Annotated in this window: 1 pseudogene; it reads right to left on the bottom strand. The window is 58.6% G+C overall.

Annotated features, from left to right (window positions below):
- A pseudogene (locus FLQ03_RS16680) lies at positions 1 to 227 on the bottom strand (SDR family NAD(P)-dependent oxidoreductase); the annotation flags it as partial.

Below are 227 nucleotides of genomic sequence, written 5' to 3'. Positions count from 1 at the left end.
CTGAACACCGGCGGCGCCAGACCCAGCTGGCGCGCCATCATCGGATAAAAGGTGCTGCGTGGCGGATGCGAAGGCGCACATATATTATAGATGTGCCCCCCTTTCGGAGCCTGTAAAAGCAGCTCTATTGCACCGATAACATCTTCAAGGTGTACAAGGTTAACGCCGTGCTGACCATCCGGCGCGGATTTACCGGCAAAGAAGCGTCCCGGATGACGCCCCGGCCC

Origin of the sequence: Vogesella urethralis, assembly GCF_007644045.2 — a bacterium.
GTDB lineage: Bacteria > Pseudomonadota > Gammaproteobacteria > Burkholderiales > Chromobacteriaceae > Vogesella > Vogesella urethralis.
The sequence above is the reverse complement of the archived record's forward strand: the minus strand, read 5'-3'. Positions and strand labels throughout refer to the sequence as shown.